We start from the raw sequence: 26,589 nt of genomic DNA, 5'->3' as shown, positions 1-26,589 counted from the left end.
GTCCGGGGACGGACGGGCCCTTTGTGCTCCTATGCGGTGGTCGCAGGCTGCGTGCTCACCGGCGGACGGTGAAGTACTGCCACGCTCCCCAGGTGCTGAGGTTGGTGGTGTCCTTGCTGCTGTGCACGTACTCGGCACGCATGCGGAACTTTTCGTCGACTGAGTGGGTGAGGGTCAGCTTTCCGTAGCCGGTACTGGCGGTGCTGAGGCTGTAGCAGCCGGAGGTGCTGACCGTGTGCCAGGTGTGGCCGTAGTACCGCTGGACCTGGAAGCGGATGCACTGGCGGGCCTTGTCGGGTGTCACAGCCGCTTTGAGCACTGCCTTGGCGGTGCGGTGGTAGACCCGGTAGCTGGTAGTGCCGTAGTGGGTGCTGGTGTAGTAGGAGCTCAGCATGTCGGACACTTTCGCGTAGGCCCAGGCGACACGCGTTGCCGTGGCGGGCGAGTAGCGGTCGTCACCGGCGAAGGTCGCGGTGAAGGTCGTCCTGCGGGAGACCTTGTAGCTAACCGCCAGGTTGCCATGGCTGTCCACTGTCCCGGTCTTGACCAGGGTCTTCATGCCGCCGTAGGGCTGGGCGTAGATCGAGACCACGCGACTGTTGTAGCTAGTGCCGAGGTGCGCGGTCACCTTGGCGGTGGCGCTGTAGGCGTACGCCGAAGCATTGGTACTGACAGTCAGAGCGGTGCTGACACGCGAGACCTGGACCGTCGCGGAGGCGGAGGAGGCCAGGTGGGTGGCATCGCCCGGGTAGCTCACGCGGTACGTGTTCGCGCCGCCGGTCTGGGGCGTGTCGGTGAGCTGGAAGGCTCCGTCCGCCGAAAGCGCGGCGTCGGGCAGCACCACGCCGGTCGGGTGACCCGCATCGGTCCTGGTCACATGAACGACCTCGCCGGGACCGAAGGAACCGACCGAGAGCTGACCGGAGAGCGTGAGCGGGGCGGCCCTTCCGCTCTTTGCGGGTGCGGTGAGACTGATGACGGTCTCAGCAGGGGGCGGGAGCTGCCAGGGAACCATGAACGTGTAGTTGCTCTCGTTGTACTGGTTCCCCACCGCGTCGACGGAAGCAACGTAGAGGGTGTGGACGCCCCAGCTCGGGGTCATTGTCACCTCGGCTGTGCCGTCACTACTGGGGGAGACCTGAGCGGATCCAAGGCTGAGTGGCTGGTCCAGCGAGTACAGGAAGTGGTCCAGGCCGCTGACCTGGCAGTCGGGCGTGCCTGCTGCGGTGCAACCGCTGGGCAGGGTGTCGCCGCTGGAGCTGAGGCTGAATGTGGTCGGCTGCCCTGCGGCCTTCTGCGGTGTTCCCGGGTCGCCGACCTGCGGGAAGTCCGGGTTACTGATGGTCGGCGTGCCGGGGGAACTGCGGTCCACCTTGAAATAGCAGGTCGCGGTCGGGTTCGAGTACGCCGTCCCGTTGTAGGTGGACGCGTTCCATCCGTAGGTGTGGCCGTCCTGCAGGTCGATGTCGGCGTTCAGGTTGACGGTCATGCCGTTTCCCGACCACGGTGCCAAGGCGTCGGCCTGCTGTGAGCCGTCCACGTCCCATACGTGCACTGCTCCCTGGAAGTTGACCCCGTTCAAGGGCGACCACGGGACGGCGAGGGTGAACGAGCCCGACTGGAGCCACCCGATGCTGTCGTTGCCGCAGCCGTCGGCCCCTGCGGGAGTGGTGCGCGGGTTGGGCCCTGGCAGGGCTGGAGCCGGAATCGTCGGATCGATCGGCGTCTCCGCGGTGGCAACTGCTGCCGGAAGCACAGCGAAGAGCGCTCCGGTCAGCAGCAGCGCGAGCCATCCTCGACGGCGCGCGGTTCGGTTCACGTGCATTCCCTCCGGCCGGACTCGTCCGGTCAATGTGTGGTCCATGGCCGTGAGCCGGAAGTGCGCGCCGGCTCGGCCGTGCGCGCGATGACTGCCATGAATGGCTTGCGGCCCCCCGCGCCCCCGGCCGCCCGTCCGCTGTCCGTGCAGCCTTCTCCGCGGTGAAGATCGCAGAGCGACTGGACTGTACCACTGCGTAGAACGGCGCTCATCGGCCGGACAGGCCCTGGGGATTCCGGCCGCCCGGGCCGCCGCTCGGCCTCGGGGTGGGGGCGAAGCGGCGGCGGTAGGCGGAGGGGGTGAGGCCGGTCTCGCGGCGGAGCAGGGCGCGCAGGTTCGCTCCGGTGCCAAGCCCGCTGTGCTGGGCGACCACGTCCAGGCGGTCCTCGCCGCGTTCGATCAGGCGGCAGGCGAGGGTGACCCGTTCGCCGGTGAGCCAGGCGAGCGGTGTGGTGCCGAGCTGGGCGCGGAAGCGCCGGTGCAGGGTCGCCGGGCTGACCGCCGCCCGGGCGGCGAGGGCGGTCACGGTGAGCGGGTCGGCCAGCCGGGCCTGGGCCCAGGCCAGCACCGGGGCCAGCGACTCGTCCGCGACGGTGGGGACCGGACGTTCCACGAACTGCCGCTGGCCGCCGTCCCGGTGGGCGGCGAAGACCAGGCGCCGGCTGACCGAGTTGGCGACTTCGGCCCCGTGGTCGCGCCGGACCAGGTGCAGCCCGAGGTCGAGCGCCGCCGCGCTGCCGGCCGAGGTGAGGATGTCGCCGTCGTCCACGAACAGCACGTCCGGTTCGAGCCGCACGGCGGGGAAGCGCTCCCGGAAGGAGTCGGCCCACTGCCAGTGCGCCGTGGCCCGGCGGCCGTCCAGTACCCCGGCCTCGGCCAGGGTGAACGCGCCGCTGCAGAAGCCCACCAGCCGGGCGCCCCGGGCGTGCGCCCTGCGGACGGCAGCCAGGACCGCCGGACGGCGCGGGACGTCGGTGTCCGGCCGGTTGGGCACGATCAGGGTGTCCGCGGTGTCGGCCGCGTCGAGCCCGGCGACATTCGTCAGGGTGAAGAAGCCGTCCCGCATCAGGGTCCGGGGAGTGGGCGAGCACAGCGTGAACTCGTAGAGGTCCCGGCCGAGTTCGGGGCGGCGCAGGCCGAACACCTCGGTCGCGCAGCCCAGCTCGAAGGGGTTCGAGTTCTCGTCGACGATCACCACGACCCGGTGCGGGCGCTCCGGCTCCGGAGCATCGGCCGACTGCGAGGATTCTTGCGTCATATGCGATTTCTAGCACTCACGGCGACAGTGTTCCACCGCCGAGGATGGACCCATGAGCCACGAACCCATCGCCCTGCGGCAAGCCCTGGCCTCGTTCGACGCCCTGTGGAGCCCCCGGATCGTCACCCGGGTCAATGACTACGACGTACGCGTCGCCAAGGTCGAGGGCGAGCACGTCTGGCACGTCCATGAGCACACGGACGAGTTCTTCCTGGTGGTCGACGGCGAACTGCGGATCGCGCTGCGCGAGCCCGTCGGCGAGCGCACGGTCACCCTGCCCACGGGGTCCGTGTTCACGGTCCCGCGCGGCACCGAGCACCGGCCGTCCTCCGCGTCCGGAGCCTCGATCCTGATGTTCGAACCCACCGGAACCCTGACCGTCGGCGACCGTGCCGACCGCTACGGCGGCGAACTCCCGGACCATGTGGACGCGACGACGGGCCACCCGCTGGTCGCGCCGTGAGCCCTACCCCACCCGGTGGGCGAAGCCGAGCGGCAGCTCCAGCTCCAGCCAGACCACCTTGCCGTGGCGGGTGGCCCTGCTGCCCCAGCGGTGGGCCAGCTCATTGACCAGGTGCATGCCGCGGCCTCCCTCGTCCTCCGCCGTGGCCCGGTTCAGGCTGGGCGGGTGGGTGTCCGTGTCGGCGACCTCCACGGTGAGCACCCGGTCGCGGAAGAGCCGCAACTGCGTCGGCGCCCCGCCGTGCAGCAGGGCGTTGCTGACCAGTTCGCTGACCAGCAATTCGGTGAACTCGGAGAGCGAGGACAGGCCCCAGTCGGCCAGCGTGGCCCGGGCGAACTCCCGTGCCTTGCGCACCACGGCGATGTCCGCCGAGAGCGGGAAGCCGGCGATCCAGTCCTCGTGCACCGGCAGCGCGCGGGCCATGATCATGGCGATGTCGTCGTCGCTGTCCCCGGCCGACATGGCCGCGAGGACGGAGTCGCAGCTCTGCTCCAGCGATCCGCGCCGCTCGGCCACGGTGCGGGACAGCAGGTCCAGGCCCACGTCCAGGTCGCGGTCGCGGCGTTCCACCAGGCCGTCGGTGTAGAGCACCAGCAGGCTGCCCTCCAGCAGAGTGAACTCCACACACTCGAAGGACACCCCGCCGACCCCGAGCGGCGGCCCGGGCGGCAGGTCCAACAGCCGTGCGGAGCCGTCCGGTTCGGCCACCACGGGTGGCGGATGCCCGGCGCTGGCGATGCTGCAACTGCGGTCCACCGGGTCGAACACCGCGCAGACGCAGGTGGCGAACTGCCCCTCGCCGATCGCCGACGCCGTCTCGTCCAGCCGTTGCAGCAGCCGGTCGGGAGTGAGGTCCATGGTGATCAATGTCCGTGCGGCGGTGCGGAGTTGGCCCATGGTAGCGGCGGCGCGGATGCCGTGGCCCATCACATCGCCGACCACCAGGGCGACCCGTCCGCAGGAGAGCGGGACCACGTCGAACCAGTCGCCGCCGACCTCGCTGACCACGCTGCTGGGCAGGTAGCGGTAGGCGATCTCCAGGCCCGGTGTGCGGTGGACCTCCTGCGGCAGCAGGCTGCGCTGCAGCGTCAGCGCGGTGTCGCGCTCCCGGCGGTAGAGGCGCGCGTTCTCGAAGCACACGGCCGCGCGGGCCACCAGCTCCTCGGCGAGCGCCATGTCGGCCGGGCCGAAGGGCTCCGGGTTGTTCGTCCGGATGAACTCGGCACCGCCGAGCACCGTGCCGCGGGCCAGCAGCGGCACCATCAGGTAGGAGTGGATGCCCGCGTCGAGGCCCGGCTGCACCCGCTCCGGGTGGCCGGTGATCCGGTGCATGGCCGCCTCGTCCACCACCGGGACCAGGATCGACCGGCCGCTGCGCAGGCTCTCCGCGTAGAGCTTGGCCGACCACGAGGTCTGCCCGATCTGGTCCGCGGCCCCGGTCACACCGGCCCCTGACGCCTCCCCGACGGCCATCGCGCGCAGCAGCATCCGGCCGTCGTCCGGCACCGGGGCCTGCTCGCGCTCCTGCTCCCCGCCCTGGACGATCGACTCCAGCAGGTCGACCGTGGCGAAGTCGGCGAAGCGCGGGATGACCACCTCGACCAGTTCCTCGGCGGTCCGCTGCAGGTCGAGCGTGGTGCCGATACGGGTGCTCGCGTCCTTGAGCAGGGCCAGCCGGGTGTGGGCGGTGCCGGACTCGCGCAGCGCCTGCTGCAGTGCCATCAGCGTCTCGTGCTCGCGCAGGTACAGCCGGGCGTTGTCGATGGCCACCGCCGCACGGGAGGCCAGTTCGTCGCCAAGGGTGATGTCCTCCCACTCGAAGGCGTCCCGGTCGCTGCGCCGGGAGTAGACCACCATGCCCAGCACCATCCCGCGCGCCACCAGCGGGGTCACCCGCACCGCGCGCGAGCCCAGGCCGAGGTCGGCCTGCGGATGCTCCGACGGCACGGTCGGGGTGAGCGGGGGCAGGCTCTGCGCCGGGACCACCACGGTCCGGCCGGTGGCCATCGCCTCCGCGTACGGCGAGTCCGCGGGGACGTCGTAGACGGCGCCGGCCGACAGGTCGGTGACCGGGGCGTCGAACCCGGGATCCGAGCTGACCAGCGCGAGCTGGCGCACCCGCTCGGCGCCTTCGGCGGTTTCTGTGGTTTCCGCGGTCTCGGCGGTTTCCCCGGTCTGGCTGGTGTGCCCGGCGACGAGGCGGTCCAGGACGAAGACACCGCTGAGGTCGGCGACCCGGGGCACCATGGCCTCGGCCAGCTCGCGGGCCGTCTGCCCCAGGTCCAGCGTGGTGCCGATCCGCGAGGTGGCGTCGACCAGCAGCTCCAGCCGGTCCCGCGCCCTGGCCGCCCGGGACTCGGCCAGGAAGCGCGCGGTGACCTCGACGATGGTGGAACTCACCCCGAGGACCCGCCCGCTGGGCTCCTCGAGCCGAAAGTAGGAGGCCGACCAGGCCCGGTCCTGGGTGGGATCGCCCGGAGTGCGGCCGTGCGACCGGGCGTCGACCACCGGCTCGCCGCTCTCCAGCACGTGCTGCATCACGGTCTCGATCTCGGCGCCGTTGATCCCCGGCAGCACATCGGCCGTCCGGCGGCCCAGGTGCTCCTCCACCGGCACGCCGTTGATCTGGGCGAGGGCGCTGTTCAGCCGGACGAAGCGCAGGTCCGGATCGTAGACGGCCATGCCCACCGGCGACTGGCTGAAGAAGCTGTCGAGCACGGTGAGGTCGGCCTCGACCCGGCGCAGCGCCCTGACGTCCGAGGCCACCGCGAGGACCAGCGGGGCGCCGCCGGGGCCGGCGATGGGGTAGGTGCGGAACTCCAGGCTGACCAGGTGTCCGTCCCGGTGCCGCACCGGGAACACCCCGGACCACGGCTGCCCCGCCACGATGCCACCGAAGAGGTCCAGCACACCGGGCCGCTGCTCCGGGGTGGCCAGCAGCTGGACGGCGAACGCCCCCACCGCCTCGTCGGCGGTGTAGCCGAGCAGCAGTTCCGCGTCGGCGTTCCAGTGCAGGATGCGCCCGCTGCCCTCGATCAGGGCCGTCGCGATGGGAACGGCCAGCAGGGTGCCGTCATGGGCGTCCCGGCTCGCCGCTGTGCGACCGCCGTCCGCCTCGTCCACGCGCTGCTCATTGCTGTCCATGGTCAGGAAACCACCCGGAGGTCGTCATTCCGCCCTGCCATCCTCCCACCTCAGCCCCGCCACCGCGGGTTTGCCGGTACGGGCGGTGCGGCGCCGCGCGGCGCTGAGGCGGCTGGGAGCGGGGCGGGTACCGCGCGGCCGGTGGTGGCGGGCGGCGCGTCCGACCGGGTGATACCCCGGTGCGGGCTTCCGCACGTCCGGGCCGCTATCCTCGTGCCTACGGCGGAGGGGCTCGCCGTACAACCGCAGCCGGGCTGGTCCCGGGTGCCAACGGTCCCTACCTGGCGGTCGCCTGTCCTGGCGATCCTCGACTCAGGTAGGAGGACCATGCCCCGATCCACACCGCACACCCCACCATCGGCCCGTCCGCCCATGGCGGGCCCCTGCGGCAGGAGGACTGATGCCCGCACGTGAACCGGCGCAGGGGCAGGCCGGCGACGGCCTTCCCCCCGACCCGACCCCCGACCCGACCTCCGACCCGACCCCCGGCGGGCTCCCCGCCGAATGCCTCCCGCTGGACCCGGACACCCAGCCGGCGCCACCGCAGGGCCGCGGCCGCAGCACGCGGCAGTGGGACGTCGTGGCCGTGGTCGCGGTCGGCGGTGGCCTGGGCAGCATCGCCCGCTACGGACTGGCCCGGGTCTGGACCACTCCGGCCGGCGGCTTCCCCTGGGCGACGTTCAGCACCAATGTGCTCGGCAGCCTGGCCCTGGGCCTGCTGATGGTCTACGTGGTCGAGGTCTGGCCGCCGTCCCGCTACCGGCGTCCCTTTCTGGGGGTCGGCATCATCGGCGGCTTCACCACCTTTTCCACCTATATGAACGAGACCCGCGGCCTGCTGGCCTCCGGGCAGGTCGCACTGGCCGACGCCTATGCGCTGACCAGCCTGATCGCCGGTCTTGCCGCGGTGTGGACCGGGATCGCCCTGGCCCGCCGCGTCTCCGGCCTGCCGGTACGCCGCGGCCCCAGCCGCCGCAGCCAGGCCGGACGCACCGCCACCGCTGTCACCGCTGTTCCCGCTGTCCCCGCTGTCGAAGCCCAGGAGAACGCCTGATGCCCGTCCTCATGGTCTTCCTCGGCGGGATGGTCGGCGCACCGCTGCGCTTCCTCACCGACAAGGCGGTCCAGCAGCGCCACGACAGCGTGTTCCCCTGGGGCACCTTTGTCATCAACATCGCCGGGTCCTTCATCCTGGGCGCCCTCGCCGCGGCCTCGGCGCACCACCACCTGCCCGCCGACCTCAGCCTGCTTCTGGGTACCGGCTTCTGCGGCGGCCTGACCACCTTCTCCACCTTCTCCTTCGAGACCGTGCGGCTCATGGAGGACGGCTCACTCGCCGAGGCCGGCCTCAACGCCGTCGGCTCGCTGGCCCTCGGCCTGGCCGCGGCAGCCCTGGGCTACGGGCTGCTGACCTGGGTGTGAGCCGTCAGCGGCGCGGTGGCGCGGGGCGGACCGCGGCGAGGAAGCGGGGAAGGTCGGTCAGGTCCGGCAGGACGGTGTGGGCTCCGGCGGCCTTGAGCTCCGCCTCGCCGAAGCTGCCGGTGGCCACGGCCACCGCCGTGGCGCCTCGGGCCAGCGCGGCCTGCACGTCCAGCGGGGTGTCGCCGACGAGGACGACCGCCTCGGGCGGGAAGGCCACGCCGTACTTGCGCGTGGCCAGGTTCCTGGCGACGTCGACCAGGTCGGCGCGGACCAGGTGGTGGTCGCCGAAGGCCGCCACGTCCAGGTCCAGGCGGTCGGTGAGCCCGGCGGCGGCGAGCTTGACCAGGCCGATCCGGCGCGCGTTGCCGGTGAGCACCGACTGGACCAGGCCGGGCAGCGCGGCCAGGGCGGCCAGGGCCTCCGCGGCGCCGGGCAGGACCCGGCCGCCGCCCGCGAGGAAGTCGTCCCGCTGCTCCTCGGCGATGGCGCCGGCCAGGTCCTGGAATTCGGCCGAGGTCGTGTCCGAGGTCGTGTCCGTGGTGGCGTCCGAGGTCGTGTCCGCGGTGGTGTGGCCGGAGCCCAGTTGCGCCAGGAGGTCCCGGACGATCGCCCGGTCGGTGCGTCCGGCGAAGGCCACCTGGGTGGTGACCGGTCGGCCGTAGAGCCGTTCGAACGCGGTGTGCATCGCGTCGCGGCCGAACCCGGCCGGATCCAGCAGGGTCCCGTCCACGTCCCACAGCACCAGCCCTGGACCGTTCACTGGTTCGCCCATGGGGCTGACTTTACGTCAGACCGTGGCGAGGGAGACCTCGGTGGACTTGATCAGCGCGACGACCGGAGTGCCGGCCGCGAGGTCGAGGTCGGAGACGGCGTCCTTGGTGATCGCGGCGGTGAGTTCGCCGCCGTCGATGCTGATCTTGATGGTGGCCATGGCGCCGCCGGTGGCGATGTCGGTCACCGTGCCCGCGATCTGGTTGCGGATGCTCAACCCGGCGACCGGGCCGGTGGCAAGCGACACCTCGGTGGACTTGACCATGGCCCGCACGGCGCTGCCCTCGGCGATGCCCAGCTCCTTGACGGCCTCCAGGGTGATGGCGGCGGTGATGTGCTGGCCGCCGTCCAGCCGGGTCCTGACCGTGGCCATGACCTCGCCCGTGGTGACCGAGGTGACGGTGCCGGGGATCTGGTTGCGGATGCTCAGGCTCATGAGTTGTTCGACCTCACGTGAAGGGGCGTCTGCAGGATCGTTCCTGCAGTGTCCCTCCCACCGTAGCGAGGCAGAGTCGGGTCTGCTGGGGGCCTCTCGCATGTGCGGGGCGGAAGGGCCCTACCGGGCCGCAGCGTCGCCTGTGCGGTGCGTGATCCGTGCGGCGCGAGGCCTGTGCGGCCCCGGACGCGCGGCCCCGCTGTGTGGCGCGGCTTGCGGCTCCGAGATGTGGCCCCCGCCGCCGGTGCGCCCCGGCGATGCAGCCCCGTAACTACGCGCTCCTCGCCGGCTCGGTCGTTCCGGACGGTGCTGACGTGGCGTCAGCGCTGCGGAGGGCGAGGGCCAGGAAGTGTTCGCGGGCGTCGTCGTAGAGTTCCAGCTGCCAGCCGTTGTGCTCCAGCATCGGTCGGAGGTTGGGCTCGGCCAGCGGATCGCTCGGGCTCAGCGGGCGGCCGTGCCGGGCGGCCCGTTCCACCCGTCCGGACGGGTGGAAGAGCAGCAGGGCCGCGCCGGGGGCGGACACCCGGGCCCACTCCCGCAGGGCCTGCTCCGGATCGGGCAGGTGGTCGAGCAGCCCGGCCGAGAAGATCCCGTCCACCACGCCCGACGGCAGCGGGAGTTGGGTGCAGTCGGCCAGCAGCAGCCGGGCCAGCTGGTCCCGTCCCGCCTTGGCCGCGGTGGTGAGCATGGCCTGGGTGACGTCCAGGCCGAGGACCGTGCCCGTGGCCCCCACGGCCTCACGCAGCGGCGGCAGCGCACGGCCGGTGCCGCAGCCCAGGTCGAGCACGGTCTGTCCGGGGCGCAGGTCCATCCGGGCGACGGCCGCGGCGTAGGCGGGTGCGTCGTCGGCGAAACGGGTCTCCCAGCTGTCGGCGCGCGGGGCGAAGAAGGTGCGGGTCGCGGTGTGGGACGCCCTGGCCGCCGCCAGCGAGGCGAACCGGGCCAGGACCAGGTCCCGCTGCGGTGCCATGACGGCCAGTTCCGCCGCGGCCGACTCGCGCAGGCCGGGAGCGCTCGCGGCCTCCTCGGGGAAGGCGGTGGCCAGGGCGTCCACCGCCTCGGCGTCGACCTCCGGGTGGAACTGCGTCCCCCAGGCGCTGCCGCCGACCCGGAAGGCCTGCACCGGGTACTGGTCGCAGGAGGCCAGCAGCGTGGCCCCGGCCGGCAGGTCCACGGTGTCGCCGTGCCAGTGCAGCACCCGCAACTGCTCGGGCAGGCCGGCCAGCAGCGGATCGGTCCGAGCGGCCGGCGTCGACCGCACCGAGCCCCAGCCCACCTGGAGGCCGCTCCCGACCCGGGCCGTGCCACCGGCCGCCACGGCCAGCAACTGCGCGCCCAGGCACACCCCCAGCGTCGGCACCTCCGCCGCCAGCGCGGCCCGCAGCAGCGCCAACTCGGCCCGGCGGGTGGGGAATCCGTCATCGCTGTGGGCGGCGGCCGGGCCGCCCATCAGCACCAGCGCCTCGACCCCTTCGAGGTCCGCCGGCACCGGATCCCCCGCCCAGACCCGGCAGTGCCGCAGCCGCAGCCCGGCGTTCTCCAGGGCCGTCCCGATCACATACGGGCCCTCGCCCGGCACATGCTGCACCACCAGGACACTCACCGAACCGTCATCTCCCTCGCAGATACCAGCCGTCCAGTCCAGTGCAACTGTACGTGCGAGGAGGTCCGCTGCTTCCAGCCCGCAGCTGCGGCCGACGGTCACATCACCGGATCACCACATGACTGGGAGCCGTTCCGGCATGCGCTTCATGAAGCCGGTGCGCCAGACGAGTTGCTCGACCGGGACGGCGAGCTGCAGGTCCGGCATCCGGCGGAGCAGGGTCTCCAGCGCGATCTCGGTGTGCTTCTTGCCCAACGCCGTTGCCGGGCAGTAGTGCTGGCCGCCGCCGAAGGACAGGTGGGCGACGCTGTTCGCGCGGTCGATGTCCATCCGGTGCGGATCGGCGAACACCTCGGGGTCGAAGTTGGCGCCCTCGACCAGGACCAGCACCAGTTCGCCCTTTCTGACCAGGACGTCCCCCAGGGTGACGTCCTCCAGGGCCAGCCGCGGCAGGCCGTCGCCGATCGACAGGTTGATCCGCAGCAGTTCGTCGACCGCGGCCGGGATCCGGCCCGGGTCCGCCCGCAACTCGGCCCAGGCCTCCGGGTGCTGGATCAGCGAGACCACGGCCATGGTCAGGAAGGCCGAGGTGGAGATCACCCCCGCGCCGAACATGGTCACGCCGACCGTGGCCAGCATCTCGTCGGTGAGGTGGGCGTACTCCGGGTCCTGGCGCAGGGCCGCGATCTCGGCCATCAGACCGGTGGTGGACGGGTCGTCCAGGCGCTGCACCATATAGGCCATGTCCCGGTCCCAGTTCAGCTTGGCGCCGCTGACCGGGCAGGCCGAGTTCATGAACGCGAGGTCCAGGCTCGGCGCCAGCCGGGCGGCGTCCCGCAGCGGGATGCCGAGGATGCGGCAGTGCAGCGCCTCCGCGTACGGGTTGGCGAACCGCGCCCGCAGGTCCACCGGCGCGCCCTGCGCCAGCAGGCCGTCGACCAGCTCGTCGGCGTACGAGCGCATCCACTCCAGCAGGCCGTCGGCCTTGGGGTTGATCGCCCTGAGCACCGCCTTGCGGAGCCCCGCCCCGGTGATGTTGCCCATGTTGTTGACGACCTCCGGCGGGATCGTCAGCGCGTACTGCCTCGGCACGCCGGGCGCCGAGGTGTCCTTGAGGCTGAACCGCCGGTCCTCGAGCACCTGGGTGCACAGCGCGTGCGAGGAGACCAGCCAGGCCTGGTCCCCGGCGATCGTCCGGACCCGCTTGACCGGCTCCGCGCGCAACGCGGCTATCTCGTCCGGCAACCGGTCGCCGCGCCAGGAGAACGGGAAGTCGGGCAGTTCCGGCAGCGCCGGGGGTTCGGGCAGTTCCGACAGGGTCTCAACGGACATCGGGGTTCTCCTTCGGCTGCTGCGGGGTGACCACGGCATGGCCCTGGTTGCGGGAGGCGCGCAGGCCGGATCCGCGGGAGTAGAGCAACTCGGCCATCGGCAGCAGCTGGTGATAGCAGTTCAGGGAGGAGGGGACCCGCAGGATCGCGGGCGTGTCCAGGAACAGCGGGGCCTCCGCGCAGACGTACTCCAGGCACACCTCGCGCTGCCGCCGGGTGCCGGCCCTTCCGTCGAGGACCTTGGAGGTCAGGAAGGAGTCCACCAGGGTGTCGCAGGTCCCGCGGAACTCCGGATCGGTGTCCAGCAGGGTCCGGATGCGGTCGTGGATGCCGCGGTAGGCCGGATTGTCCACGAACTCCGACATGGGGTGGGCGCGCAGCCTTCCGCCCCCGGAGCCGACGGTCCCGACCGCGCTGTTCACCTTGGCGCGGACCCCGCGCAGGTTCTTGACGGCCTTGCGCCGGGCGTCGTCGGCGCTGTAGCCGAGGGCCTCGTACATCTCGGCCACGTGCAGGTCGGTGTAGACGAAGTCGACTTGGTCGAAGTGCGCCACGCCCCAGCGGGCGAGGTCGACAAGTCGCTGTGCCGAGAAGTAGCTGTTTCCCGGGGAGACCCCGATCACGGCATGGTCGCCCTCGGCCTGGATGACCTGGCAGTGCGGGGTGTAGGGCCGTACCTCGAAGACTTCGGCCGTGGTCGCGGCCGGCGGGCAGGACTGAATCGCTAAGATTTCGGTCGCTGTCGTCAACAGGGATTGTCCTTCGCGTCGCAAGTCCCGGCGGAGCCCTGTGCTCCCGGTGTGGCGACGACACGAGAAGTAAACGATCGAACGCGGACAGTGTCAACGACGGGCAGTTCCACGCGCCTTGAGGCAGTCACGGTTCATCCAAAGGCCGTCGCGGGCGGCCCGGCGTTCGGAAGATGCCCTGGCCGGAGCCGCCCCGACGGCTTCCGTGTCCGGAATGCGCCGCGCCCGCGCGGGGCCGAAGCAGCCGCGGCCGGACCCGGGCGGCCCGCAACCCGCCCCCGCCCGGGCAAGGTTCGTGTCTTTCCACAGACGGCCCCCGGACCGGCGACCGGGTCGGCGACCGGGCCGACCCCCGGGCAGACCCTAGGGCGCGTCCGGCATGGCCTGGGTGACCAGCAGTCCGCAGTCCCAGGCGTAGAGGCCGCTGTCCGCGAGCCGCTTGTTGAGGGCGGCGACGTCGCGGTTGGGGTGGTAGTGCAGTTCCTGGCTCTCGATGTCGTGCACGCAGACGCAGGCGGACGCCCGGGCCAGCGGCTGCGGGCCCACCGCCAGGGCGAGTTGGTCCACGGCGGGCTGGCAGGAGTCCTCCTCGGCCCCGCCCTCCGTGCCGATGCAGTCCCGGAGGATGGTCCTGACGCTGTCGCAGCGCAGATACGCGGCGGCTGCGGGTGTGGCGGCCATCAGGACCGCGGCGAGTGCCGCGCCGGCGATCACTGCGCTCTGTCCGGGCATCGGGCGGGGGTACTTCATGCGGACCTCCGGGCGAGCCGCGGCGGACCTGCCGGAACCGGCGGAAGACCGGTCAGGCGGCTTGGTCGGCGCCGAGGACGTTGGGCTGGGGGTGGGTGAACAGGTGCGCTGCCGCCGCGATGGCGCCGCCGACCAGCGGGGCGACGATGAACAGCCACAGCTGGGAGAGTGCGGGGCCGCCGGCGAACAGGGCCGGGCCCAGGCTTCGGGCCGGGTTGACCGAGGTGCCGGTCAGCGGGATGCCGATCAGGTGGATGACGGCCAGCGCCATGCCGATCGGCAGGCCGTCGAAGCCGGTGACCGCGACCCGGTGGGTGACCGCGAGGACCACGAACACCAGCAGGAACGTCAGCAGCACCTCGGCCAGGAACGCGCCGCCCAGGCTGATGTGCACCTGGGAGCGGTCACCCCAGCCGTTGCTGCCCATCTTCCCGTGGGTCTGCAGTCCGGGGATCGTCTTGGCGATCCAGAAGACCAGCGCCGCCCCGGCGATCCCGCCGACGAACTGCGCGACCCAGTAGGACACCGCCGTCGTCACATTGATGCGTTTGGCCACCAGGAAGCCCAGGGTGACCGCCGGGTTGACGTGGCAGCCGGAGATCGGCCCCAACGCGTAGGCGAGTGCCAGCAGGGTGAAGCCGAAGGCGAGGGCCACTCCGAGGTCGCCGATGCGGTCACCGGCGACGACTGCCGCCCCCACCGCGAACAGCACCAGCAGCAGGGTTCCCAGGAACTCGCTGACTATCGCGCGCCTGTCCAGATCTTGGTTCATTCCTGTCACATCCCTCACGTCCTGAACGTTGCCGGTTCTTCAGCGTCACCCGGAAGCAGGCGGAGGGCCATTCGGGAGGCAGCGGTCCGCGCCCGCGGCGGAGCGCCCCGGGGTGGGGCGACCGGTACCGCGGGCGCGGAATCGTTGCAGGTCAGCGACTCAGGTATTGGTCTCGCCGCTGTCGTCCAGGTTGACCCAGGAGAAGATCGCGCCGACCTGGTAACCGTCCTTCTTGGTGTCGAAGGTGAAGTCCAGGTCGGTGTCACCGGGGCGCAGCAGCTTGGAGATGTCGATCCGGTCCGAGTCGTAGCCCAGCTGGTTGACGTAGTTCGGGCTGCGGACGAACTCGTCGCTGGGGATGGACTCGCTGATGGTGGAGTTCATGAAGTCATTGGCCGGCTTGTCCTTGGTGGAGAGGACGGTGCGCGGCCCGTTGGTGGACTTCACGCTGACCGTGTCGCCGACGTAGGTCCGGTCGGCGTCGTAGGCGATGAAGCCGAGGTTCGCGGCGATCTGGCCGGTCGCGGGGACCTTGATGCCGGTGACCTTGGAGTCGATCGGCGGCGAGTCGGGCAGCTCGATCTGGAACCCGTCGGAGAGCTGGATGTTGCGGTAGGGCTTGTCGCAGTTCTCGTACGCCACCACCAGGGACCAGCCGCCCCAGCTGTGGTCGGCCACGACCGAGTCCATGTCGGCGACGATGTAGTTGCCGTTGCCGGAGGCCTTGACCAGGTCGGTGACGTCGGCCGAGGCCTGGTAGCCGTGCTCCTGGGCGTTGCCCTCGCCGACCCCGGTCATGTAGCCGAGGTCCTTGTAGGACGGGTCGGTGTTGATCTCGTGGTACTGCTTGCCGTCCGGGGTCTTGAACAGCACGCCGTCGACCTGGGTCAGCGGCAGGATCGTCTTGCCGAGGCCTCGGGTGCCGCCCCAGTACAGCCGGGCGTACTTGACCGTGGAGCCGGGGATCAGGTTGAGCGTCGCGCCGCTGGAGGAGTACAGCGTCTCGAAGCCGCCGCCCTCGGACGGCGGGAGCGGGAACTTGCCCGGGTACTGGTTGATGTAGCGCATCTTGTAGTTGTTGTTGTAGATGCCCTGGCCAACACCCTTGCGGGCGTCCGTGCAGGAAGCGACCCCCTTGGTGAGCGGGGCCTGCTTCTCGTCGCAGGTCATCAGCGTGTTGCCGATGCGGGTGATCGACCCGTGCATGTCCGCCTGGAAGCGGGTGGTCATCGGCAGCGGGTGCTGGCCGGTTTCGTCGCCGGCCCGCAGCTGGTGCGACTGGTGCGAGTGCGCAGGGCCGGGACGCTCGGGCGCGGCCGCCCCTGAGCTGGCTGCCATGGCCATCTGGGTCGCGACGGCCACGGTCGCGACGGCCACGGCAGCGGCCGTCCGGAACAGTCTGCGTGAAGACGGGCGGGTGCCTACGTTGCGGTGGTCCACAGGATCCTCTCGGTTTACTCAAGATCGGATAATCATCCGAACACGGAGCGTGAGGATTGCCCTGCACTCGCCCGTTCGTGGGCGTGCCGCGGGGGTGCCGTGGGCATGCAGCGGGGTGCTGCGGGGGCGACCGGGCCCTGCCGGGATGCGGACGGGCCCGGATGCACGGACCCTGGAGGTGTCCGTAAGTGCGCAAGGAGGAATTCATGTCCGTTATCGACAAGATCAAAGGCATGCTGAAGGGCCACGAGGACCAGGCCCACCAGGCGGTCGAGAAGGCCGGTGACATGTTCGACGCCAAGACGGGCAACAAGTTCAGCTCACAGGTCGACATGGCCCAGAAGCAGGCCCACAACCAGATCGGCGACAAGCCGCCGGCGGACCCGACCTGAACCGACTGCATGACGACTTCCCGCGTGAGGCGGCCGGTGGCACCCGTGTCGGGTGCCACCGGCCGCCGTGGTGTGCGCGGTCGAGCTCGGGTCAGGTCGGTCAGGTCGCGGTGCAGCTGAGGACGGGCGCCCCGTTGCTGCCGGTCCAGGCGCCCTGGACGCCGAAGGTGGTGTTCCCGGCGACGGCGATCACATTGTTGTAGGAGAGGTTCACCGCGGTCACCCCGCTGCCGGTCTGCTGCACGGTCGCGTTCCAGGCGTTGCTGATCTGCTGCCCGTTCGGCCAGGACCAGGTGACCGTCCAGGAGTGGGTGGCGGCGGTGCCGGTGTTGCTGACGGTGACCGTGTCGGTGAAACCGGGGGTCCACTGGTTGTCGACATGCAGGGTCGCGGTGCAGCCGGAGTTGCCGCCGCCCCCGCCGCCGGTGGTGGACGTGGTCGCGGTGACCGCCGCGGAACTCGCCGAGACATTGCCGGCGGCGTCCACGGCGCGGACGGTGTAGCTGTAGCCGGTGCCCGCGCTGAGGCCGGTGTCGGTGAAGGTGGTGGCGCCGGTGGTGCTGCCGACCTGGCTGCCGGCCCGGTAGACCTGGTAGCCGGTGACGGCCGTGTTGTCGGTGGACGCGGTCCAGGAGAGCGTGGCCGTGCTGGCGGTCGTCCCGGTCACGGTCAGCGCGGTCGGGGCGGTCGGCGGGGTGGTGTCGCCGCCGCCGGTGCCGCCTCCGCCGCCACCGGCGAAGCCGGGGGCCTTGATGGTGGCGAGGTAGGCGTCCTTGGCGGTGTTGACCGTGGTCCAGTCGTCGTTGAGGATGCCGCCGGTGTCACCCGAGTCCGGGTTCCAGGACCAGAAGGTCCAGGAGAAGCTGTCGCCGCCGTACTGCGCGGTCGGCCGCAGGTACTGCACCAGGGTGCGCAGCCAGGTCTGGTCGGTGGTGGACTGCAGGGTGGTGCCGAACTCGCCGAGCCACACCGGGGCGATGTTCTGGTTGAACAGGTAGCCCCAGTTCTTGTCCCAGATGCCGGGCATATTGGCGGGGAAGGTCGGATCGGTGAACCACGGCTGGCTGGAGACGCTGGTGGCGTAGTCGTGCGGGGAGTAGACCACTCGGTTGGCCACGCTCAGGACGACCGGGTACTGCCCGGCGCCCTGCAGATTGCCGCCCCACCAGGAGGAGTTGCCGTTGAAGGTCTGCACGCCCTCGACGAAGACCAGCAGGTTGGGGTTGACCGACAGCACCGCGTTGCCGCCGCGCTCGGCCGCGAGCCGCCAGTCGATGGTGGTGTCGCCGCAGCCCCAGCAGGCCGGGTCGTGCGGCTCGTTGTGCAGGTCGATGCCGATCACGGCGGAGTTGCCGAGGTAGCGCGTGGCCAGGGCCTTGAGGTCGGCGATCCAGGTCGACTCCGGGACCGCGCTGGTGTACCAGAGGGCCGACTGCCCGCTGGAGTCCGGGCGGTGGCGGTCCAGGATGACCTTCAGGCCGTCGGTGCCGGCGTAGTTGACGATCTTGTCCATCACCTGGAGCGAGTTCAGGCCCTGCAGGTCGGCGTTCATCCCGGAGGAGAAGTTGATGCTGTCGGGCATGGTGCCCTTGAACAGGTCGTCGCTGTAGGGCAGCCGGATGGTGTTGTAGCCCAGCGACTTCATCTGGTCGATCATGCTCTTGTAGTCGCGCGACCACAGGCCGTGGGCCACGTGGTTGTCGGTCTCGAAGCCGAACCAGTTGATCCCGGCGATGCGGACCGCCTGGTTGTTGGCGTCCAGGATCTGCCGACCGCTGGTGTGCCAGTAGCCCGACCCGGCCGCGGCGGGGGCAGCCGCCGGGGTGGCTGCGGCCCGACCCGCTGCCGCGGCGGCGCTCTGGCTGACCCCGAGCGGGACCAGGACCAGCGCTGCGGCGGCGACTGTCACAACGGCTCTGCGAAGGCGACGTAGGGGGTGGCGCACGTCGCACCTGCCTTTCTTGGAGTTGATGGGAGCGCTCCCAATTCGACAGCGAAGACCCATGCGTTCGCTGGGAGATGGGGTTACCGGCTCTGGCCGCTACTCATAAAGCCAGACGATCATGGACGCGTCAACGCCTACGCCCAACTTCGCCCCATGCCGCAGCGTCAGAACCCGCCCCGGATGGGAGCGTTCCCAGTCGGGTGCGCCTGGATACCGGGCTGAGACGGCCCGTCGGCTCAGAGGGGCTTCAGAGGGAGGCGGGGTCGGCGCGGTAGCGGAGGAGGAGCATGGCGGCGTCGTCGTGGAGGGGGCCGCCGGTGTGCATGACCAGGTCCTGGCGGAGGGTTTCCAGGGCCTCGTCGGGGTCGTCCTGGTCGAGCAGGAAGGCGCGGTCGGCCAGGGGGTAGAAGGTGCGTTCGCTGTCGCGGGCCTCGGTGACGCCGTCGGTGTAGAAGAGCATCTGGTCGCCCGAGCCCAGTTCGACCTGGTGCGGGATCGGGCCCTCCGGGCCCAGGACGGCCAGGCCGAGCGGGGGTGCGGTCAGCGCCGGTTCGGCGAACTCGACGGCGCCGTTGGAGCGGAGGATCAGCGGCGCCGGGTGGCCGTAGTTGAGCAGGGTCATGGTGTGGTCGGCGTCGATCTCGGCCAGCACCGCGGTGACGAACTCCTCGCCGCTGAGGCGGCGGTTCAGCGAGCGTTCCAGCCGGTCGCCGACCTCCTGCAGGGTCTTCTCGTCCGGCGCGGCCTCGCGGAAGGCGCCGAGCACGAGCGCGGCGGTCTCCACCGCCTCCAGGCCCTTGCCCTGGACGTCGCCGACGATCACCCGGGTGCCCCGGGAGGTGGGGACCACCTCGTACAGGTCGCCGCCGATCCGGGCGGAGGCGGCGGCGGAGGTGTAGGAGACGGCGATCCGCATCCGTCCGGCCCGCAGCGGCACCGGGCGCAGCAGCACCCGCTGCGCGGCCTCGGCGACCGAGCGGACGTCGGCGAGCTCACGCTCGTGCCGGCGGCGGATGGTCGCGGCGAGGGCCGCCGCCGCGGTCGAGCCGGCCACGGACAGCACGGCCACCGCAGCCCGGTGCGTGCCCAGCAGGCTGTCGTGCCAGGACACCCCCAGGCACAGCAGCAGGCCCAGCACGCCGACCAGCAGGGCCCGCCGGATCGAGCCGGTGACGCAGGCGAACGCGGGGCCGAGCGAGAACAGGGCGAGGTAGCCGGCGTCGGGCCCGGTGAACACGTCGACCGCGGCGACCGCGGCCATCATGACGAAGGGCAGCCCGACCAGAAGCGGCTGCCTGGCCAGTCCCTTCGGTTCCACGGTCCCCTCCTGGTTCCAGGAGACGTGGCTCCCTCACCCGCACCCTTGCATCCGGTGGGGATGCGGGCAAGCGGTTCCCAGGAAACCGGCAGCGGGGAAGGGGCCCGCCGACCGGCTTTTCCGCCGCCCGGAGCCGGTCCGTGCGGCGGTTTCGGCTTCGCGGTCAGCCGCGGTCAGCCGCGGTCAGCCGCGGTCAGCCGCTGACTTTGCTGAGCCTGGCCCCGGCGGCCTCGGCGACGGCCAGTTCCTCGTGGGCCTCGACCACGTCGAAGGGCACGATCGTCGCCACCACGTGCGGCAGCTTGCCCACGGCGCGGGCGATGTGGTCGGCGGTGCGCCGGTGCAGCAGCCGGCCCAGCACCGGGGAGTAGTTGCGCTCGGGGATCAGCAGGGTGATCTGGCTGCGCCGGTCGGTGGTGCTGCGGTGGATCAGTTCCAGCAGGGCGCGGGTGATCCTGCGGTCGGGGCACTGGACGATCTCCAGCGGCAGGTCGCCGACCTGGGCGTCGGTCCACTGCGCGGCCAGCTTCTCGGCCTCCCGGCTGTCGATCATGAAGTGCACGGCGCGGATCTCCTGCGGGCGCAGCGAGCGCGCGTAGCGGATCGCCTTGAGCGCGGCCAGGTCGACCCGGTCCACCAGGATGTACACCACCTGGCGCCGGTACAGCGGGGTGGTGGTGTCGGCCGGTGCCGCGGCCAGCGCCTCGGCCTCCTCCCGGTAGCGGCGGTTGACCCGGATCAGGGCCCACACCCCGACCGGGAACAGCACCACGACCAGCCAGGCGCCCTCGGTGAACTTGGTGACCGCGAAGGTCAGCACGATGCCCAGGGAGACGGTCGCCGCCAGCGCGTTGACGATCAGTTTCGCGGTGCGTCCGCGTTCGCGGCGGGTCCAGTGGTGCTTGACCAGGCCGGTGCCGGCCATGAAGAACCCGGTGAAGACGCCGATCGCGTACAGCCCGAGCAGGCTGTCCAGCCGGGCGTCGGTGCCGATCAGCAGCGCCATGGAGACGGCGGTCAGCGTGAGGATGCCCGAGGAGAACGCCAACCGGTGTCCGCGCCTGGTGAGTTGGCGCGGCAGGAAGGAGTCCTCGGCGACGAAGCTGGCGAGGAACGGGAAGCCGTTGAACGAGGTGTTGGCGCCGGTGTAGAGGATCAGCGCGGTGGCCAGCTGCAGGAACACCAGCCCGGCCTGGCCCAGCCAGCTGCCGCCGAAGACCAGGCTGGCCTCCTGGGACAGCACGCTGGGGTTGCCGGAGCCGAAGGGGAGCGAGTGGGTCAGGTAGGCCAGCCCGGAGACGCCGAGCACCAGGGTGCCCAGCGTGACCGACATCGCCACCAGGGTCTTCCTGGCGTTGGGCCCCTGCGGATTGCGGAAGGCGCTGACGCCGTTGGAGATCGCCTCCAGGCCGGTCAGCGAGGTGCCGCCGTTGGCGAACGCCTTGAGCACCAGGAACACCGAGGCGCCCATCAGCAGGCTGGTGTGGTTGCCCGCGCCGCCGAGGGCCAGCGCTCCCTTCGCGTGGACGTCGGCGTGCGGCAGGTCGCCGGAGAGCAGCCGGATCCCGGCCACGGCGAACAGCAGGCCCATGCCGCCCATGAAGAGGTAGGCGGGCAGCGCGAACGCCTTGCCGGCCTCGCGGATGCCGCGCAGATTGCCCCAGCAGAGCAGCAGCACCACGGCCAGCGAGATCGGCAGCTGGTAGCGGTCCACCCAGTTGTAGGCGTCCCCGCCGAGCAGGTGGACCAGCGACAGCAGCGCGGTGGTCCCGGCGGCGGTCTGCACGGCGACGGTGACGATGTAGTCGATCAGCAGCGCCACGGCGGCGACCTGGGCGACGTTGGGCCCGAAGTTCTCCCTGGCCACGACGTAGGAGCCGCCGGCCCGGGTGTAGGCCATCACCACGTCCCGGTAGGACAGGGTGAGCAGCGTCAGCACGCAGAGGATGGCCAGGGTGACCGGCAGCAGCAGGGTGAACGCGGCGATGCCGATGACCGGGATCAGGATCGTCAGCATCGCCTCCGAGCCGTAGGCCGAGGAGGAGATGCAGTCGGAGGCGAGCACGCCCAGGGCGACCGGGTTGGACAGCTTCTCGTGGCTGAGCTCCTCGGTGACCAGGGGCTTGCCCAGCAATCGCCGCTTCACCCGGTAGGCGAGGCTTTCCGGCAGTTCCATGGCGTGGTCGTCCGATCCGAGAGGCGCAGTGCGGGTGTGTCGGAGCCAAGAGTGCTCCCACCGCATCCCCGAATAATCGGACAAATAGGGCTATCGTTAAGGAATCGTCTCGGATCTTAGCGACTCCCTAACGCCGCCCGGGAGAACCCGCGTCGGCCCGTAGAGCGCGGCGAGTTCGGCGGCCAGGGCGGCCAGCCGGGCCCGGGCCGCCGGGGGCTCCAGGATCTCGACCCGGGCGCCGAGGCCGGCCAGCTGCGCCGCCAGCACCTCCGCCGACGGGCCGTCCACCTCGATCTCGACCCAGCCGTCGGCGAGCGTCCGGCCGAGCCGCAGCCGACTGCCGAACAGCCCTTCGAGGACGGCTTCGGCGCTGACCTCGACGCGTCCGCGGACGGTGGCCGCGAGCATCCGGTCCTCCATCCGGCCGGCCAGGGCGCGCCAGGCGGTGGAGAGGTCGAACCCGTCCGGGCGGACCACCGGCTCCCCGGTCGGCGCCACGGCGGTGACCCGGTCCAGCCGGAACGGCCGCAGGCCGTCCGCGGTACCGGCGACCAGGTACCAGGCGCCCGCCTTGGCGGCGAGGCCGAGCGGGTGCACCGTACGCTCGCTCGGCGGCCGGCCCGGACGGGTGTAGCCCAGCCGGACCTGGGTCTGCTCCAGCACCGCCCGCCGCAGCGCGTCGAGGTACGGGGACGCCGAGGCGTCCGGCGAGCCGGACCAGTCGGTGCCGTCGGCGACCCCCGCCCTGGACGCGGCCTCGGCACCGGAGCGCAGTGTCGCCGGAAGCGCCCGGACCAGCTTGCGCAGCGCCACCCGCAGCTCCGGGGTGGTGGCCGAGGAAGGGCCGGTGACCAGGAACAGCGCCCGGATCTCACCGGCGGTCAGCCCGGTGAGGTCGGTCCTGGCCCCGCCCACCAGCGACCAGCCACCGCCCCGCCCGCGCTGCGAGTAGACCGGGATGCCGGCCGTGGCCAGCGCCTCCAGGTCGCGCCTGGCGGTGCGCTCGGACACCTCCAGCTCCGCCGCCACCTCGGCCACCGTCACCCGGCCGCGGGTCTGCAGGAACAGCAGCGCGGCCACCAGCCGGTCGGCTCTCACGGCTCACCTCCCATGCTCGGCTCCCATGCCTGGAATCCTCCTCCGGAAACTGGCCAGAAGGTGGACAGTTAACCTTCCAGAGTGGCCGCATGACCACCACTTCAGCTGTGTCCAAGGCCCCGGCGCCCGGCGCCGGGGCGGCCCGTCCCGGGCTCGTCCTGGTCTTCCTCTGCGTCGCCGGGTTCATGACCTTCCTCGATGTGTCCATCGTGAACGTGGCGCTGCCGAGCATCGAGCAGAGCCTCGGCATCTCCGAGAGCTACCTGCAGTACGTCGTCACCACCTACGGCACCGTCCTCGGCGGCTTCCTGCTGCTCGGCGGACGGCTGGCCGACACCTTCGGACGCCGCCGGATGCTGCGGACCGGCCTGCTGCTGTTCGCGGCGGCCTCGCTGCTGGCCGGCCTGGCCGAGGGCCCGGTCCTGCTGGTCGCCGCCCGCGGGCTGCAGGGGCTCGGCGCGGCGTTCATCGCCCCGTCCGCGCTCAGCCTGCTGACCAACACCTTCGCCGAGGGCCCGGAGCGCACCAGGGCGCTCGGGGTGTGGGGCGCGGTCGGCGGCGTCGCCTCGGTCGCCGGGGTGGTGCTGGGCGGTCTGTTCACCGAGGGGCCGGGCTGGCGCTGGATCTTCTTCGTCAATGTGCCGATCGGGGTGGCCGCGGCGCTGCTCGCCCCGTTCGTGGTGCCGGAGAGCCGGGCCGCCGAGCGGCGCCGGTCCTTCGACACGGCCGGGGCCGTGCTGCTCACCGCGGGGCTGGTGCTGACCATCTTCACCCTGGGCCGGACCGCCGAAGCGGGCTGGGGCTCGGTGCCGACCCTGGGCGGCTTCGCCCTCGCTGCCGCGCTGCTGGCGGCCTTCCTGCTGGTGGAGCGGCGGGCCGAGGCGCCGCTGATCCCGTCCGCCGTGGTCCGGCTCCCGGTGCTGCGCGCCGCCAACGCCACCGCGGTGCTGCTGTTCGGCACGCTGGTCACGCTGTTCTTCTTCGCCAGCCTGTTCATGCAGCAGGTGCTGGGCTACTCGCCGATCAGGACCGGACTGGCCTACGTCCCGCTCGCGGTCATCGTCTCGGTCGGCGCGGGCGTCGCCTCCCAGCTGGTCACCAGGCTGGCGGCGAAGCCGGTGCTGGTGGCGGGCCTGCTGCTGACCGCGGTCGGGATGCTGCTGCTCTGGCGGGTACCGGCGCACGGCAGCTACCCGGTGGACCTGCTGCCCGCGTTCCTGATCGGCGGCCTCGGGCTCGGGCTGTCCTTCGTCCCGCTGCAGGTGGCGGCGTTCGCCGGGGTCGGTAAGGCCGAGTCGGGGCTCGCTGCCGGACTGATCAGCACCAGTCAGGAGGCGGGCGGGGCGCTCGGGGTGGCCGTCGCCGCGACCGTCGCCTTCAGTCGGGTGCCCGCGCTGACCCGGGCCGCCCACGGTGATCCGGCGCTGGTGCTGGCGGCCAGGGCGAGCGTGTTCCACGAGGCGTTCCTCGTCGGAGCCTGCTTCGCCCTGGCCGCGGTGGCCGTGTCGGTCCTGGCCGTCCAGGGTCGGCGAGGTCTTTCGCACTGATCGAAATGGGCTGTTTGTCCGTTCTCCTGTGTCACTGTGATCCCATGTCAGATGCCCGCCGCCGCTCCCCGCTGCTGTCCTGGACGGTCCTCGCCCCGCCGGTCGCCCTGCTGGTCCTGGCGCTGACCTGGGGTCACCACATCGACACCTGGCTGGCCGTGGTGATCGCGCTGGTGCTGGCCGGCGCGGTGCTCGCGGCGGTGCACCACGCCGAGGTGGTGGCGCACCGGGTGGGGGAGCCGTACGGGTCGCTGCTGCTCGCGGTCGCGGTGACGGTGATCGAGGTGGGGCTGATCGTCACGCTGATGATCTCCGGCGGGTCGGAGTCGGAGACCGCCTCGCTGGCCAGGGACACCGTCTTCGCCGCGGTGATGATCACCACCAACGGCATCGTCGGACTGTCCCTGCTGCTCGGCGCGATCCGCAGCGGCACCGCCCGGTTCCACCCGGAGGGCAGCGGCGCCGCGCTGGCGACCGTGGCCACCCTGAGCGCGCTGGCGCTGGTGCTGCCCACCTTCACCACCAGCGCCCGCGGGCCGGAGTTCTCCGGCAGCCAGCTGACCTTCGCGGCACTGGCCTCGCTGGCCCTCTACGGGATGTTCGTGTTCACCCAGACCGGGCGGCACCGCGACTTCTTCCTGCCGGTGGAGAGCAGGGGGTCGGCCGACCCGGACGGCCACGCGCCGCCCGCCACCACCAGGGCCGCCCTGGTCAGCCTCGGGCTGCTGCTGGTCGCGCTGGTCGGCGTGGTCGGCCTGGCCAAGGTCGAGTCGCACACCATCGAGTCCGCCGTCGACGCGGTCGGCTTCCCGCCCTCCTTCGTCGGCGTGGTGATCGCCCTGCTGGTACTGGCGCCCGAGACGCTGGCCGCGGGGCGCGCCTCCCGGCGGCGCCAGGTGCAGATCAGCCTCAACCTGGCCTACGGCTCGGCGATGGCCAGCATCGGGCTGACCATCCCGGCGATCGCGGTCGCCTCGATCTGGCTGAAGGGCCCGCTGCTGTTGGGGCTCGGCTCCACCCAGCTGGTGCTGCTGGCGATCACCGTCTGCGTCAGCATCCTGACCGTCGTCCCCGGCCGGGCCACCCGGCTGCAGGGCGGGGTGCACCTGGTGCTGCTCGCGGCCTTCGTCTTCCTCGCGATCAACCCCTGATCATTCGGAAGCGGTGGAGCGTCCGTAACGGAGCGTCAGTTCCCGCAGGTGGGCCACCAGTTCCGGTGGTTCGGTGACGTCGAAGTCGAGGCCAAGCATGCCCAGGTACACCCCCAGCACCTCCACCGTGTCCGCGCCGGTGTCCAGGACGCAGCTGTGCTGGTCCACCGGTTCCACCGTGCCCACGGCCGGGTTGATCCGCTCGACCACCTGCTGCGCCGGGGCGTGCACGGTCACCCGGGCCCGGTAGCGCCAGGCCGCGCCGGACACCCGCTGCGAGACGTACACCGCCACGTCCCCGCCGGGGAACTCGCGCGGGGGGAACCGGGGGCCGGCCGGCGGACGGGGCGTGATCCGGTCGGCCCGGAAGGTCCGCCAGTCCTCGCGTTCCACGTCCCAGCCGACCAGGTACCAGCGCTGACCCCAGTTCACCGCCCGGTACGGCTCCACCACCCGCCGGGTCGCGGTGCCGTCGTGGCTCCGGTAGTCGAAGCGCAGCCGCTCCCGGTCCCGGCAGGCGGCGGTGAGCGTGGTCAGCAGCTCCGCGGTGACGGTCGGCCCGGGCCGGTCGGCCGGCACCGCCACGGTGTACGCCTGCAGCGCCCGGACCCGGCGGCGCAGCCGCGAGGGCAGCACCTGCTCCAGCTTGGCCAGCGCCCGCAGCCCGGTCTCCTCGGTGCCGGGGACGGCCCCCTGGGCGGAGGTGCGCAGGGCGATCACCACCGCCACCGCCTCCTCGTCGTCCAGCAGCAGCGGCGGCATGGACGCCCCGGCGCCCAGCCGGTAGCCGCCGGTGGCGCCGCGGCTGGCGTCCACCGGGTAGCCGAGCTCGCGCAGCCGGTCGATGTCCTTGCGCACGGTCCGGCCGCTGACGCCGAGGCGTTCGGCGAGCTCGGACCCGGGCCATTCGCGGGGGGTCTGCAGCAGGGACAGCAGCCGCAGCAGGCGTGCCGAGGTATCCAACATGGTCTGCAGTCTGCGCCTTCATTAGGAAGCTGCCGTGC

The 26,589-nt window shown here is 71.8% G+C and carries 22 protein-coding genes; 6 read left to right on the top strand and 16 right to left on the bottom strand.

Going from position 1 to position 26,589, the window contains the following annotated elements:
* Positions 1-55: 55 nt before the first annotated feature.
* Together ACEZDG_RS13135 and ACEZDG_RS13130 are read right to left on the bottom strand one after the other, a co-directional pair.
* Complete coding sequence (locus ACEZDG_RS13135) at positions 56-1,819, bottom strand: hypothetical protein (protein ID WP_380507466.1); 1,764 nt, start codon at positions 1,817-1,819, stop codon at positions 56-58.
* A gap of 208 nt (positions 1,820-2,027) precedes the next feature.
* On the bottom strand, positions 2,028-3,077 hold the full coding sequence (locus ACEZDG_RS13130) for a GlxA family transcriptional regulator (RefSeq protein ID WP_380507463.1): 1,050 nt from the start codon (positions 3,075-3,077) through the stop codon (positions 2,028-2,030).
* 52 nt (positions 3,078-3,129) lie between these two features.
* Between ACEZDG_RS13130 and ACEZDG_RS13125 the strand changes: the two genes are divergently transcribed.
* Positions 3,130-3,540, top strand: a complete 411-nt coding sequence (locus tag ACEZDG_RS13125) for a cupin domain-containing protein (protein ID WP_380507460.1) — start codon at positions 3,130-3,132, stop codon at positions 3,538-3,540.
* A gap of 3 nt (positions 3,541-3,543) precedes the next feature.
* Here ACEZDG_RS13125 and ACEZDG_RS13120 read toward each other — a convergent pair whose 3' ends face one another.
* On the bottom strand, positions 3,544-6,684 hold the full coding sequence (locus ACEZDG_RS13120) for a SpoIIE family protein phosphatase (RefSeq protein ID WP_380507457.1): 3,141 nt from the start codon (positions 6,682-6,684) through the stop codon (positions 3,544-3,546).
* Positions 6,685-7,084: 400 nt separating this feature from the next.
* Between ACEZDG_RS13120 and ACEZDG_RS13115 the strand changes: the two genes are divergently transcribed.
* Complete coding sequence (locus tag ACEZDG_RS13115) at positions 7,085-7,738, top strand: fluoride efflux transporter FluC (protein ID WP_380507454.1); 654 nt, start codon at positions 7,085-7,087, stop codon at positions 7,736-7,738.
* Positions 7,738-8,106: a fluoride efflux transporter CrcB gene (gene crcB, locus ACEZDG_RS13110; protein ID WP_380507452.1), complete on the top strand. Its 369-nt coding sequence runs from the start codon at positions 7,738-7,740 to the stop codon at positions 8,104-8,106. The genes ACEZDG_RS13115 and crcB overlap by 1 nt, the downstream gene beginning before the upstream one ends.
* Positions 8,107-8,110: 4 nt before the next feature.
* On the opposite strand, the gene ACEZDG_RS13105 is transcribed toward crcB, so the two are convergent.
* The 8 genes from ACEZDG_RS13105 to ACEZDG_RS13070 form a co-directional block, all read right to left on the bottom strand.
* Positions 8,111-8,878, bottom strand: coding sequence for an HAD family hydrolase (locus ACEZDG_RS13105; RefSeq protein WP_380507449.1), 768 nt, complete (start codon positions 8,876-8,878; stop codon positions 8,111-8,113).
* Between the two features lie 15 nt (positions 8,879-8,893).
* Positions 8,894-9,313, bottom strand: coding sequence for a TOBE domain-containing protein (locus ACEZDG_RS13100; RefSeq protein ID WP_380507446.1), 420 nt, complete (start codon positions 9,311-9,313; stop codon positions 8,894-8,896).
* A gap of 271 nt (positions 9,314-9,584) precedes the next feature.
* Positions 9,585-10,916: a methyltransferase domain-containing protein gene (locus ACEZDG_RS13095; protein WP_380507444.1), complete on the bottom strand. Its 1,332-nt coding sequence runs from the start codon at positions 10,914-10,916 to the stop codon at positions 9,585-9,587.
* 111 nt (positions 10,917-11,027) lie between these two features.
* A complete protein-coding gene (locus ACEZDG_RS13090) occupies positions 11,028-12,248 on the bottom strand; it encodes a cytochrome P450 (RefSeq protein ID WP_380507441.1) in 1,221 nt (406 codons plus the stop codon).
* The gene (locus ACEZDG_RS13085) at positions 12,238-12,996 is read right to left on the bottom strand and encodes a tRNA-dependent cyclodipeptide synthase (RefSeq protein WP_380507438.1); all 759 of its coding nucleotides are present in this window, start codon (positions 12,994-12,996) and stop codon (positions 12,238-12,240) included. The genes ACEZDG_RS13090 and ACEZDG_RS13085 overlap by 11 nt, the downstream gene beginning before the upstream one ends.
* A 363-nt stretch (positions 12,997-13,359) precedes the next feature.
* Positions 13,360-13,746, bottom strand: a complete 387-nt coding sequence (locus ACEZDG_RS13080; protein ID WP_380507435.1) for a hypothetical protein — start codon at positions 13,744-13,746, stop codon at positions 13,360-13,362.
* 52 nt (positions 13,747-13,798) lie between these two features.
* A complete protein-coding gene (locus ACEZDG_RS13075) occupies positions 13,799-14,518 on the bottom strand; it encodes an MIP family channel protein (RefSeq protein WP_380507432.1) in 720 nt (239 codons plus the stop codon).
* A 159-nt stretch (positions 14,519-14,677) separates the two neighbouring features.
* Positions 14,678-15,895 (bottom strand): hypothetical protein, encoded by a 1,218-nt coding sequence (locus ACEZDG_RS13070; protein ID WP_380507429.1) that lies wholly within the window; start codon positions 15,893-15,895, stop codon positions 14,678-14,680.
* Positions 15,896-16,164: 269 nt separating this feature from the next.
* Here ACEZDG_RS13070 and ACEZDG_RS13065 point away from each other — a divergent pair, with 269 nt between their 5' ends.
* On the top strand, positions 16,165-16,350 hold the full coding sequence (locus ACEZDG_RS13065) for an antitoxin (protein WP_380507426.1): 186 nt from the start codon (positions 16,165-16,167) through the stop codon (positions 16,348-16,350).
* A 100-nt stretch (positions 16,351-16,450) separates the two neighbouring features.
* On the opposite strand, the gene ACEZDG_RS13060 is transcribed toward ACEZDG_RS13065, so the two are convergent.
* The 4 genes from ACEZDG_RS13060 to ACEZDG_RS13045 all read right to left on the bottom strand — a co-directional run bounded on the left by ACEZDG_RS13060 (position 16,451) and on the right by ACEZDG_RS13045 (position 22,887).
* Positions 16,451-18,295, bottom strand: a complete 1,845-nt coding sequence (locus ACEZDG_RS13060) for a cellulase family glycosylhydrolase (RefSeq protein WP_449341731.1) — start codon at positions 18,293-18,295, stop codon at positions 16,451-16,453.
* Positions 18,296-18,542: 247 nt separating this feature from the next.
* Positions 18,543-19,559 (bottom strand): PP2C family protein-serine/threonine phosphatase, encoded by a 1,017-nt coding sequence (locus ACEZDG_RS13055; RefSeq protein WP_380508520.1) that lies wholly within the window; start codon positions 19,557-19,559, stop codon positions 18,543-18,545.
* 247 nt (positions 19,560-19,806) lie between these two features.
* Positions 19,807-21,789: an APC family permease gene (locus ACEZDG_RS13050; protein WP_380507420.1), complete on the bottom strand. Its 1,983-nt coding sequence runs from the start codon at positions 21,787-21,789 to the stop codon at positions 19,807-19,809.
* 96 nt (positions 21,790-21,885) lie between these two features.
* Positions 21,886-22,887 carry a helix-turn-helix transcriptional regulator gene (locus ACEZDG_RS13045; RefSeq protein ID WP_380507417.1) on the bottom strand — a complete coding sequence of 334 codons (1,002 nt, stop codon included), beginning with the start codon at positions 22,885-22,887 and terminating at the stop codon, positions 21,886-21,888.
* Positions 22,888-22,976: 89 nt separating this feature from the next.
* Here ACEZDG_RS13045 and ACEZDG_RS13040 point away from each other — a divergent pair, with 89 nt between their 5' ends.
* Positions 22,977-24,434, top strand: a complete 1,458-nt coding sequence (locus tag ACEZDG_RS13040; protein ID WP_380507414.1) for an MFS transporter — start codon at positions 22,977-22,979, stop codon at positions 24,432-24,434.
* 44 nt (positions 24,435-24,478) lie between these two features.
* A complete protein-coding gene (locus ACEZDG_RS13035; RefSeq protein WP_380507411.1) occupies positions 24,479-25,585 on the top strand; it encodes a calcium:proton antiporter in 1,107 nt (368 codons plus the stop codon).
* Here ACEZDG_RS13035 and ACEZDG_RS13030 read toward each other — a convergent pair whose 3' ends face one another.
* A complete protein-coding gene (locus ACEZDG_RS13030) occupies positions 25,586-26,551 on the bottom strand; it encodes a helix-turn-helix transcriptional regulator (RefSeq protein WP_380507408.1) in 966 nt (321 codons plus the stop codon).
* Positions 26,552-26,589: the final 38 nt, after the last annotated feature.

It is taken from the genome of Streptacidiphilus alkalitolerans (assembly GCF_042511045.1).
Lineage (GTDB): Bacteria > Actinomycetota > Actinomycetes > Streptomycetales > Streptomycetaceae > Streptacidiphilus > Streptacidiphilus alkalitolerans.
The sequence above is the reverse complement of the archived record's forward strand: the minus strand, read 5'-3'. Positions and strand labels throughout refer to the sequence as shown.

Excerpts from the sequence above, each read along its gene's own strand:
- ACEZDG_RS13125 (WP_380507460.1), top strand. The coding sequence starts at position 3,130 with ATGAGCCACGAACCCATCGCCCTGCGGCAAGCCCTGGCCTCGTTCGAC.
- ACEZDG_RS13030 (WP_380507408.1), bottom strand. The coding sequence starts at position 26,551 with ATGTTGGATACCTCGGCACGCCTGCTGCGGCTGCTGTCCCTGCTGCAG.
- ACEZDG_RS13105 (WP_380507449.1), bottom strand. The coding sequence starts at position 8,878 with ATGGGCGAACCAGTGAACGGTCCAGGGCTGGTGCTGTGGGACGTGGAC.
- ACEZDG_RS13055 (WP_380508520.1), bottom strand. The coding sequence starts at position 19,559 with ATGATGGCCGCGGTCGCCGCGGTCGACGTGTTCACCGGGCCCGACGCC.
- ACEZDG_RS13100 (WP_380507446.1), bottom strand. The coding sequence starts at position 9,313 with ATGAGCCTGAGCATCCGCAACCAGATCCCCGGCACCGTCACCTCGGTC.
- ACEZDG_RS13120 (WP_380507457.1), bottom strand. The coding sequence starts at position 6,684 with ATGGACAGCAATGAGCAGCGCGTGGACGAGGCGGACGGCGGTCGCACA.
- ACEZDG_RS13075 (WP_380507432.1), bottom strand. The coding sequence starts at position 14,518 with ATGAACCAAGATCTGGACAGGCGCGCGATAGTCAGCGAGTTCCTGGGA.
- ACEZDG_RS13050 (WP_380507420.1), bottom strand. The coding sequence starts at position 21,789 with ATGGAACTGCCGGAAAGCCTCGCCTACCGGGTGAAGCGGCGATTGCTG.
- ACEZDG_RS13115 (WP_380507454.1), top strand. The coding sequence starts at position 7,085 with ATGCCCGCACGTGAACCGGCGCAGGGGCAGGCCGGCGACGGCCTTCCC.
- ACEZDG_RS13080 (WP_380507435.1), bottom strand. The coding sequence starts at position 13,746 with ATGAAGTACCCCCGCCCGATGCCCGGACAGAGCGCAGTGATCGCCGGC.
- ACEZDG_RS13035 (WP_380507411.1), top strand. The coding sequence starts at position 24,479 with ATGTCAGATGCCCGCCGCCGCTCCCCGCTGCTGTCCTGGACGGTCCTC.
- crcB (WP_380507452.1), top strand. The coding sequence starts at position 7,738 with ATGCCCGTCCTCATGGTCTTCCTCGGCGGGATGGTCGGCGCACCGCTG.
- ACEZDG_RS13065 (WP_380507426.1), top strand. The coding sequence starts at position 16,165 with ATGTCCGTTATCGACAAGATCAAAGGCATGCTGAAGGGCCACGAGGAC.
- ACEZDG_RS13090 (WP_380507441.1), bottom strand. The coding sequence starts at position 12,248 with ATGTCCGTTGAGACCCTGTCGGAACTGCCCGAACCCCCGGCGCTGCCG.
- ACEZDG_RS13130 (WP_380507463.1), bottom strand. The coding sequence starts at position 3,077 with ATGACGCAAGAATCCTCGCAGTCGGCCGATGCTCCGGAGCCGGAGCGC.
- ACEZDG_RS13040 (WP_380507414.1), top strand. The coding sequence starts at position 22,977 with ATGACCACCACTTCAGCTGTGTCCAAGGCCCCGGCGCCCGGCGCCGGG.